This is a genomic window from Sphingosinicella sp., assembly GCF_052387495.1.
Taxonomy (GTDB): domain Bacteria; phylum Pseudomonadota; class Alphaproteobacteria; order Sphingomonadales; family Sphingomonadaceae; genus Allosphingosinicella.
In genome coordinates this window covers 1-9,173 of the sequence record NZ_JBQTJC010000239.1, presented here as the reverse complement: position 1 = coordinate 9,173, position 9,173 = coordinate 1, and the positions used below count along the sequence as shown (strand labels likewise).

Annotated in this window: 8 protein-coding genes and 1 pseudogene; all 9 read right to left on the bottom strand. The window is 66.0% G+C overall.

All coding sequences use genetic code 11. The annotated features are described in order from the left end of the window. Positions 1-381, bottom strand: a pseudogene (locus ACT4N8_RS13315) (NADH-quinone oxidoreductase subunit N); the annotation flags it as partial. Next, a complete protein-coding gene (locus tag ACT4N8_RS13310; RefSeq protein ID WP_444858607.1) occupies positions 381-1,940 on the bottom strand; it encodes an NADH-quinone oxidoreductase subunit M in 1,560 nt (519 codons plus the stop codon). The pseudogene ACT4N8_RS13315 and the gene ACT4N8_RS13310, both read right to left, overlap by 1 nt. 2 nt (positions 1,941-1,942) lie before the next feature. After that, positions 1,943-3,997, bottom strand: a complete 2,055-nt coding sequence (nuoL, locus tag ACT4N8_RS13305; RefSeq protein ID WP_444858606.1) for an NADH-quinone oxidoreductase subunit L — start codon at positions 3,995-3,997, stop codon at positions 1,943-1,945. Positions 3,998-3,999: 2 nt separating this feature from the next. Continuing rightward, entirely contained in the window at positions 4,000-4,305 is a 306-nt protein-coding gene (nuoK, locus tag ACT4N8_RS13300; RefSeq protein WP_444858605.1) for an NADH-quinone oxidoreductase subunit NuoK, read from the bottom strand. Between the two features lie 106 nt (positions 4,306-4,411). After that, entirely contained in the window at positions 4,412-5,023 is a 612-nt protein-coding gene (locus tag ACT4N8_RS13295) for an NADH-quinone oxidoreductase subunit J (RefSeq protein ID WP_444858604.1), read from the bottom strand. Between the two features lie 147 nt (positions 5,024-5,170). Further along, a complete protein-coding gene (gene nuoI, locus ACT4N8_RS13290) occupies positions 5,171-5,656 on the bottom strand; it encodes an NADH-quinone oxidoreductase subunit NuoI (RefSeq protein WP_444858603.1) in 486 nt (161 codons plus the stop codon). Further along, on the bottom strand, positions 5,653-6,075 hold the full coding sequence (locus ACT4N8_RS13285; RefSeq protein WP_444858602.1) for a hypothetical protein: 423 nt from the start codon (positions 6,073-6,075) through the stop codon (positions 5,653-5,655). Before ACT4N8_RS13285 ends, nuoI begins: the two co-directional genes overlap by 4 nt. Continuing rightward, positions 6,063-7,136 (bottom strand): NADH-quinone oxidoreductase subunit NuoH, encoded by a 1,074-nt coding sequence (gene nuoH, locus ACT4N8_RS13280; protein ID WP_444858601.1) that lies wholly within the window; start codon positions 7,134-7,136, stop codon positions 6,063-6,065. The genes ACT4N8_RS13285 and nuoH overlap by 13 nt, the downstream gene beginning before the upstream one ends. Then, entirely contained in the window at positions 7,133-9,169 is a 2,037-nt protein-coding gene (nuoG, locus tag ACT4N8_RS13275) for an NADH-quinone oxidoreductase subunit NuoG (RefSeq protein ID WP_444858608.1), read from the bottom strand. Before nuoG ends, nuoH begins: the two co-directional genes overlap by 4 nt. Positions 9,170-9,173: the final 4 nt, after the last annotated feature.

Below are 9,173 nucleotides of genomic sequence, written 5' to 3'. Positions count from 1 at the left end.
GAGGGTGAGCATGTCGGTGGCGCTGACCATCAACCCCATGCCGACCACAGCGAAGAGGATCAGCACCGGATATTCGGCGCGATAATCCCGGTCGCGGCCGAACCAGCTCATCGCCGCGAACAGGGCGATGGCGGCGCCGACATAGATGACGATCTTGGAGAATGCGGCGAAGCGGTCGGCGACGAAGAGGCCGCCGAAGGCGCTGCCGCCCTGATCGGCGAGGCCGGGCATGAAAGCGGAGGCGAGCGCGATCGTGAGCACCGCGAGCCAGGTCAGCACCGCCGCCGAGCGGTCGCCGCCCCAGGCCGCCGCCATCATTAGGGCGAGCGCGCCGAGGCTGAGGATCGCCTCGGGGAGGATCAGGATGAAGTCTTGGCCCATCAGTGGCCGCCCTCCGGCGCGTGGGTTTCGGCGGCAGACGGCACGCCATGAGCGTCAGCCGCAGGGGCCGGGCGACCGGCGGTGAGCCGCGCGTCGCCGGGCGGGTCGGCGCGGGCGACCCGCGCGAGCAGGACACCGACGTCGCCGCGCATCGGCGCGATGAAGCTCTCGGGATAGACGCCCATCCAGAGTACCGCCGCGGCGATCGGCGCCATCAGCGCCCATTCGCGCTTGCTCAGATCCGGCAAGGTGGCCGCCTCGGCCGTACGCGCCGCGCCGAAGGCGATGCGCCAGTAGAGCCAGAGCATATAGGCGGCGCCGAGGATGATGCCGGTCGTCGCCACCGCCGCGACCCAGGAGTTCGCCTCATAGGCGCCGACCAAGGCGAGGAATTCGCCGACGAAGCCTGAGGTCCCGGGCAGGCCGACCGAGGCCATGGTGAAGAGCATGAACAGCAAGGCATAGCCCGGCATGTTGTTCGACAGGCCGCCGTAGCGATCGATGTCGCGGCTGTGCAGCCGGTCGTAGACGACGCCGACGCAGAGGAAGAGCGCGCCCGAGACGAGGCCGTGGGAGAGCATGACGACCAGCCCGCCCTCGATCCCCTGCCGGTTGAACGCGAACAGGCCGATCGTCACGAACGCCATGTGCGCGACGCTTGAATAGGCGATCAGCTTCTTCATGTCCTGCTGCACGAGCGCGACGAGGCTGGTGTAGACCACAGCGACCATCGACAGACCGAAGATGATCCAGATCAGCTGCGCCGACGCCTCCGGGAACATCGGCAGACTGAAGCGGATGAAGCCGTAGCCGCCCATCTTGAGGAGCACGCCGGCGAGGATCACCGAGCCCGCGGTCGGCGCCTGGACGTGCGCGTCCGGCAGCCAGGTGTGAACCGGCCACATCGGCATCTTCACCGCGAAGCTGGCGAAGAAAGCGAGCCAGAGCCAGGTCTGCGCCTCCGGCGGAAAATCGGTGTTCATGAGCGCGGGAATCGAGGTCGTGCCGGCATGGTTCACCATCCACAGCATGGCGACCAGCATCAGCACCGAGCCGAGCAAAGTGTAGAGGAAGAATTTATAGGCCGCGTAGATGCGGTCCTTCCCGCCCCAGATGCCGATGATCAGGTACATCGGGATCAGGCCCGCCTCGAACATGATGTAGAAGAGGAACAGGTCCTGCGCCATGAACACGCCGAGCATCAGCGTCTCCATGAACAGGAAGCACGCCAGATATTCGGGCACGCGCCTCTCGATCGCTTCCCAGGAGGCGGCGATGCAGATCGGCATCAGGAAGGCGGTGAGGATGATCAGCATCAGCGCGATGCCGTCGATGCCGAGCGCCCACTGGAACGAGCCGAAGAGATCGGCGCGCTCGACGAACTGCCATTGCGGTCCTCCGATCCGGTAGGTCGCCCACAGCCCGATGCAGAGCGCGAGCGTGGCGAGCGTCGTCGCCAGCGCGATCCAGCGCGCCGCCTTGGCGTTGCCGACGAGGCAGCCGACCGCGCCGAGCAAGGGCAGCGCAAGGATCGCCGAGAGGATCGGGAAGGCGCTCATGCTCACCGCGCCATCACCCAGGTCGTGGCGGCGGCGACACCGAGCAGCATCACCAGCGCATAGGTATAGAGATAGCCGGTCTGGATGCGCGCGGTGAGGCGGGTACCGGCGACCACGGCCGCGGCGGCGCCGTCCGGCCCGAAGCGGTCGATCATGCCCTCGTCGCCGCGCTTCCACAGCACCCGTCCGAGCCAGATCGAGGGCCGCACGAACAGGACGTCGTAGAGCTCGTCGAAATACCATTTGTTGAGCAGGAACGCGTGGAGCAGCCCGAACTGGCCGACGAAGCGGCGCGGGATCGAGGGATCGCGGATATAGGCGTTCCAGGCGATGAACAGGCCGAGCAGCATCACCGCCGCCGGCGCCAGCTTCACCCAGAGCGGGACCTCGTGGATGGCGTGCATCAGATGCGCGTCGAAGGCGATGCTCGCGCCCCAGAAATGCGCGCCTTCCTCCGCCTCGATTAAGGCGTGATGGAAGAGCTGGCCGGCCAGAATCGCGCCGAGCGAGAGCAGGACCAGCGGGACGAGGATGGTCCACGGACTTTCGTGCGGACGATAGCCGCCGGTGCCTTCGGCCACGGGCACATCGGCATGCGAGCTGTCGCCGTGCTCCTCGTCGGGCCGGTCGTGATGCCCATGAAGGGCGTGCTGGATATGCTCCGAGCTCGCCCACCGCGGCTTGCCGAAGAAGGTCAGGAAGATGAGCCGCCACGAATAGAAACTGGTCAGCAGCGCCGCGAACACACCGACTAAGAAGGCGAAGCCGCCGAACGACGCGCCGCTCGCAAAAGCGCTCTCGATAATCGCGTCCTTCGAGAAAAAGCCGGCGAAGCCCAAAGCGGGCAACCCGGTCACCTGGATGATGCCGACGCCGGTGATGGCGAGCGTGCCGGCGACCATCGCCCAGAAGGTGAAGGGGATCTCCTTCCTGAGGCCGCCGTAAAAGCGCATGTCCTGCTCGTGGTGCATGGCGTGGATCACGCTGCCCGCGCCGAGGAAGAGCAAGGCTTTGAACGCGGCATGGGTGAAGAGGTGGAACATCGCCGCGCCATAGGCGCCGACGCCCGCGGCGAAGAACATGTAGCCCAATTGCGAGCAGGTCGAATAGGCGATCACCCGCTTGATGTCGTTCTGCACCGTGCCGACCGTGGCGGCGAAGAGCGCGGTGGCGGCGCCGACCACGGTGACGACGGCGAGCGCGGTCTCGCTCTGCTCGAACAACGGCGAGAGGCGGCAGACCATGAACACGCCGGCGGTGACCATCGTCGCGGCGTGGATCAGGGCCGAGACCGGGGTCGGGCCCTCCATCGCGTCGGGCAGCCAGGTGTGGAGGCCGAGCTGCGCCGATTTGCCCATCGCGCCGATGAAGAGAAGGATACAGATCAGGGTCAGCGTATCCACCCGCGCTCCCAGGAAGCCGATCGTCGAGCCCTGCATGTTCGGCGCGGCGGCGAGGATTTCCGGGATCGAGATCGTCCCGAAGACGAGGAAGGCGGCAAATATGCCCAAGCTGAAGCCGAAATCGCCGACGCGGTTGACGATGAACGCCTTCATCGCCGCCGCGTTCGCGCTCGGCTTGTGGTACCAAAAGCCGATCAGCAGGTAGGAGGCGAGACCGACGCCCTCCCAGCCGAAGAACATCTGGACCAGGTTGTCCGCCGTCACCAGCATCAGCATCGCGAAGGTGAAGAGCGACAAGTAGGCGAAGAAGCGCGGCTGGCTGTCGTCCTCCGCCATATAGCCCCAGGAATAGAGGTGGACGAGCGCCGAGACGCTCGTCACCACCACCAGCATCACCGCGGTGAGCGCGTCGACCCGAAGCGCCCAGTCGACGCTTAGGTCGCCGGAATGAATCCACTCGAGCACCGGGTAGAGCGCGCTCTGCTCCGTCCCCGCGATGAAGCCGAGGAAGATCGGCCAGGAGAGGAACATCGCCGCGAACAGCGCGCCGGTCGTGATCAGCTTGGCGGCGAAATTGCCGAGTAGGCGGTTGCCCAGCCCGGCGACGATGGCCGCCAGCAAGGGCAGGAAGACGATCGCGGTGACGGCGTTCATCCTCAGCCCCGCATCTGGTTGATGTCGTCGACCGCGATCGTGCCGCGGTTGCGGAAATAGATGACGAGGATGGCGAGGCCGATCGCCGCCTCGGCCGCCGCCACGGTCAGCACGAACATCGCGAAGACCTGCCCGACCATGTCGCCCAGGAAGGCGGAAAAGGCGACGAGATTGATGTTCACGCTGAGCAGGATGAGCTCGATCGCCATCAGGATGACGATGACGTTCTTGCGATTGAGGAAGATGCCGAACACGCCGAGCACGAACAGGATCGCGCCGACGGCGAGATAATGGTGAAGGCCGATCATGACGCCCCCCACAGGGCGTCACCCCGGCGAAGGCCGGGGTCTCGTGGAGACACGCCGTGACCTTTTGTCCTGAGATGCCAGCCTTCGCTGGCATGACGGTGTGCGATCACAGCTCCACTCCCTGCCCCACCGGCGGCTGCATGTTGACCACCGCGTCCTGCGGGCGGCGGCGGACCTGGCGCGAGACGTTCTGCGGGCGGACGTCCGAGCGCTTGCGCCGGGTCAGCACGATCGCGCCGACCATCGCGACGAGGAGGACGAGCCCCGCCGCCTCGAAGATGAAGAGGTAGCGCGTGTAAAGCAGCTCGCCCATCGCGACGATGTTGGACTGGGCCGGAGCGCCCGGCGCCGCCCCGCCGTCGAGCGCGATTCCCCCCGCATTATGAGCCATCAACGCCGCGAGCATCTCGACGAGCAGCACGCCGGCGAGGCCGACGCCAAGCGGCCAGTAGCGCGCGAAGCCGGAGCGCAGGGTCGCGAAATCCACGTCGAGCATCATCACGACGAACAGGAAGAGCACCGCGACCGCGCCGACGTAGACGATGATCAGGAGGAAGGCGAGGAACTCGGCCCCGAGCAGCAGAAACAGCCCCGCCGCGTTGAAGAAGGCGAGGATCAGCCAGAGCACCGAATGGACCGGGTTGCGCGACGCGATCGTCATCACGCCGGAGGCGATGACGAGCGTCGCGAAGAGGTAGAAGACCAGGACGGGGATCACGCGCGAACCCCAATCGTCACCCCGGCGCAGGCCGGGGTCTCATGGAGAAAGTCCGTGGCTTCTTGTCCTGAGATCCCGGCCTTCGCCGGGATGACGGTATGGTGGATCATGACCCTGTTCGAAGAGGTGCGAATCTGCATGGGCCGCCTACCGGTAGGGCGCATCGGCGGCAAGGTTCGCGGCGATCGCGCGCTCCCATCGGTCGCCATTGTCGAGCAGCTTCGCCTTGTCGTAGATCAGTTCCTCCCGCGTTTCCGTCGCGAAATCCATGTTCGGCCCCTCGACGATCGCATCGACCGGGCACGCCTCGGCGCACAGCCCGCAATAGATGCACTTGGTCAGGTCGATGTCGTAGCGGGTGGTGCGGCGGCTGCCGTCCTCGCGCGGCTCGGCCTCGATCGTGATCGCCAGCGCCGGGCACACCGCCTCGCAAAGCTTGCAGGCGATGCAGCGCTCCTCGCCGTTCGGATAGCGCCGCAGCGCATGCTCGCCCCGGAAGCGGGGTGAGATCGGGTTCTTCTCGTAGGGGTAGTTGATCGTCGCCTTGGGCTTGAAGAAGTATTTCAGCGTCAGGGCATGCGCCTTGACGAACTCCCACAGCGTGAAGGTCTTGATATAATGGGCGATACTCATTGCCTGTTCTCTTCCAACGCGGCCGTCTGACACACATAGCCAGGTGGCTGCCAAAGGGACGGCCGGTCCAAACTCAAGAACATCGCGATTTGACCATTGGGTAGCGAGATATCGCTGTAGGATATGTAGGCGCGCTTGGTTTCGCCGTTCTCGGTCCACTCGATTCCGGAAGATCCGCCGACGCTGCCAAATTCAGCTTCAAACGGCCGGGCCTCAGCAGACCGCCCCTCCGCCCAGTCCAATCGCCACCGCTCGCCTGCAGCGTCTGATCGCCGTTCGACTCTCAAGTCAACGACGCTACCCGGTTCGTCATTGGCGCTGCGAACGAACGAGCACGCAAAGACATCCGGTCGGTCGGGACGCTGCAAGGGTGCTTGCAAGGCTGCGCCGCCCATCGCGGCTAGCGTCAAAACGACCATGGCAGCATTCCGTCGCGTTGGAGCATCAGATAGCCGGAGACCAGGAAGACCCAGATCAGGGAGATGGGCAGGAAGATCTTCCAGCCGAGGCGCATCAGCTGGTCGTAGCGGAAGCGCGGGACGGTGGCCTTCACCCAGGAGAAGATGAAGAAGAAGATGAAGATCTTGAGGAAAAACCAGATTATGCCCGGGACCAGGTAGAGCGGCGCCCAATCGACCGGGGGTAGCCAGCCGCCCCAGAAGAGGATCGCGTTCATGGCGCACATGAGCAGGACGTTGCCATATTCGCCGAGCCAGAAGAGCGCGAAGCTCATCGAGCTGTATTCGGTCTGGTAGCCGGCGACGAGCTCGCTCTCCGCCTCGGTGAGATCGAACGGCGCGCGAGCGGTCTCGGCCATGGCGGAGATCAGGAAGATCACGGCGAGCGGGAACAGCAGCGGGTTGAAGCCGAAGCCGTTGAGGAAGCCGAGCACGTGGGCCTGCTGCGCGACGACCATCTCGTAGAGGTTGAAGCTGCCGGCCCAGAGCACCACCGGGATCAGCACGAAGCCGATCGAGACCTCATAGGACACCATCTGAGCAGCAGCGCGCAACGCACTGTAAAACGGATATTTTGAGTTTGACGCCCAGCCGGCGATGATGATTCCGTAGACACCGAGCGAGGAGATGGCGAGGAGGTAGAGCAGACCGACATTGATGTTGGCGAGCACGAGCGGCGCGCCGTCCGGGCCGTGGCCGAAGGGGATCACGGCCCAGGCGAGCAAGGCTACCGTGAAGGTGATGATCGGCGCGATCAGGAAGAGGCCGCGATTGGCCGCGGTCGGGATGATCGTCTCCTTGAGGAAGACCTTGAGCCCGTCGGCGAAGCTCTGCAGCAGCCCGAACGGCCCGACCACGTTCGGCCCGCGCCGCAGCGCCATTGCCGCCCAGATCTTGCGGTCGGCATAGATGATCATCGCCACCGCGAGCATCAGCGGCAGCGCGATCAGCAGGATGAGGAGAAGGGTGGCGACGAACCAGCCGAAGCCGGCGCCGAACTGCGCCTGGAACCACGCCGTCATTCCGCCGCCTCCGCAAAAGCCTGGCCATGCAGGATCTCCGCCGAGCAGCGCTGGAGCGTCGGCGAGGAGCGGGCGATCGGGTTGGTGAGGTAAAAATCGCGGATCGGGTAGGCGAGCTGCGTCCCCTTCTCGATCTTCTCAGTTTTGAGTTTCGGCGGCGCCCAGTCGAAGGCGGCGAGGCCGGGCGCCGCAAATTCGGGATGATCGGCGAACAAGCGCGCGCGCAGCTCACCGAAGCTGTCGAAGGGCAGCTTCTTGCCGAGCACGTCGGAGAGCGCGCGCAGGATCGACCAGTCCTCGCGGGCGTCGCCGGGCGGATCGACCGCCTTCTCGCTATACTGGACGCGGCCCTCGAGGTTGACGTGGATGCCGTGCTTCTCGGTGTAGGCGGCGGCAGGCAGGATCACATCGGCGGCATGCGCGCCCCTGTCGCCATGATGGCCGAGATAGATTTTGAAGCTCTTCTCGAACGGCGCGGCGTCCATCTCGTCGGCGCCGAGCAGGAAGAGCAGCTTCGGTGCCGCCTCGGCCAGCGCCGCCATGCCGCCGGGCTGTGCCCAGCCCAGCATCAGCCCGCCGGTCCGCGCCGCCGCGGTATGAAGCACGTTGTAGCCGTTCCAGGCACCATGTCCCGTATCTGGGCGGATCAGATTCAGGCTCTTGGCCAGCGCGAGGCTCGCCGCCTGCCCGCCCGGCGCCTTCAGCGCCGCGCCGCCGACGATCACAGCCGGCCGCTCGGCGTCCTTGAACGCGTCGGCGGCCGACTTCGGCAGCGTTTCGAGCAGCGACAGATCGTCGCCAAGCCACTCGACCGGATAGGTGAGATCGACCTCCGGCCCGATCCCGAACACCTTCGCCCCGGCGCGCACCGCCTTGCGGATACGGGTGTTGACGAGGCTCGCCTCCCAGCGCGGGTTGGTGCCGACCAGCAGGATCACGTCCGCCGTCTCGACCCCCGCGATGGTCGTGTTGAAATTGACCGCGGCGAGGTTGGAGGTGTCGTAGGCGAGACCGGTCTGCCGCCCTTCGATCAGGTCGGAGCCCAGCGCCTTGACCAGCGCCTTTGCGGCGTAGAGCGTCTCGACATCGACGAGGTCGCCGGCGACCGCCGCGACATTGCCCTTCGCCTTCTTCGCGACCGCCGCGATCGCCGCGAACGCCTCGTCCCAGCTCGCCGGGCGCAACCGGCCGCCCTCGCGCAGCCAGGGCCGGTCGAGGCGGTTGCGGGTGAGGCCGTCGACCGCGTGGCGGGTCTTGTCGTGCGCCCACTCCTCGTTGACGTCCTCGTTGATCCTCGGCAGCGCCCGCATCACCTCCCGCCCGCGCGCGTCGAGGCGGATGTTGGTGCCGACCGCGTCCATGACGTCGATCGCGGGGACCTTGCGCAGCTCCCACGGCCGCGCCTCGAACGTGTAGGGCTTGGCGGTGAGCGCGCCGACCGGGCAAAGATCGACGACGTTGCCCGAAAGCTCGCTCGCCAGCGCATGCTCGAGATAGGAGGTGATCTCCATATCCTCGCCGCGGCCGATCGCGCCGAGATCCTCGACCCCGGCGACTTGCTCCATGAAGCGGATGCAGCGCGTGCAGTGGATGCAGCGGGTCATGAAGGTCTTCACGACCGGCCCCATATATTTCTCTTCGACCGCCCGTTTGTTCTCGTCGTAGCGGTTGTGGCCGCGGCCATAGGCCATGGCCTGGTCCTGCAGGTCGCATTCGCCGCCCTGGTCGCAGATCGGGCAATCGAGCGGATGGTTGATGAGCAGGAACTCCATCACCCCTTCGCGCGCCTTCCTGTCGCCGGGCGTGGTCGTGAAAATCTCCTGCCCCTCGGTCGCGGGCAAAGCACAGCTCGCCTGCGGCTTGGGCGGCCCGGGCTTCACCTCGACCAGGCACATTCGGCAATTGCCCGCGATCGCGAGCCGCTCGTGATAGCAGAAGCGCGGGATCTCCTTCCCCGCCAGCTCGCACGCCTGCAGCACGGTCGCCCCCTGCGGGACCTCCAGCTCGATGCCGTCGACTGTGACCCTGGGCATGCTC

What these genes read in the sequence shown, in the direction of transcription:
- nuoG (WP_444858608.1), bottom strand. Translation starts at nt 9,169, where the DNA reads ATGCCCAGGGTCACAGTCGACGGCATCGAGCTGGAGGTCCCGCAGGGG.
- nuoI (WP_444858603.1), bottom strand. Translation starts at nt 5,656, where the DNA reads ATGAGTATCGCCCATTATATCAAGACCTTCACGCTGTGGGAGTTCGTC.
- nuoK (WP_444858605.1), bottom strand. Translation starts at nt 4,305, where the DNA reads ATGATCGGCCTTCACCATTATCTCGCCGTCGGCGCGATCCTGTTCGTG.
- nuoH (WP_444858601.1), bottom strand. Translation starts at nt 7,136, where the DNA reads ATGACGGCGTGGTTCCAGGCGCAGTTCGGCGCCGGCTTCGGCTGGTTC.
- ACT4N8_RS13310 (WP_444858607.1), bottom strand. Translation starts at nt 1,940, where the DNA reads ATGAGCGCCTTCCCGATCCTCTCGGCGATCCTTGCGCTGCCCTTGCTC.
- ACT4N8_RS13285 (WP_444858602.1), bottom strand. Translation starts at nt 6,075, where the DNA reads ATGGTCGTTTTGACGCTAGCCGCGATGGGCGGCGCAGCCTTGCAAGCA.
- nuoL (WP_444858606.1), bottom strand. Translation starts at nt 3,997, where the DNA reads ATGAACGCCGTCACCGCGATCGTCTTCCTGCCCTTGCTGGCGGCCATC.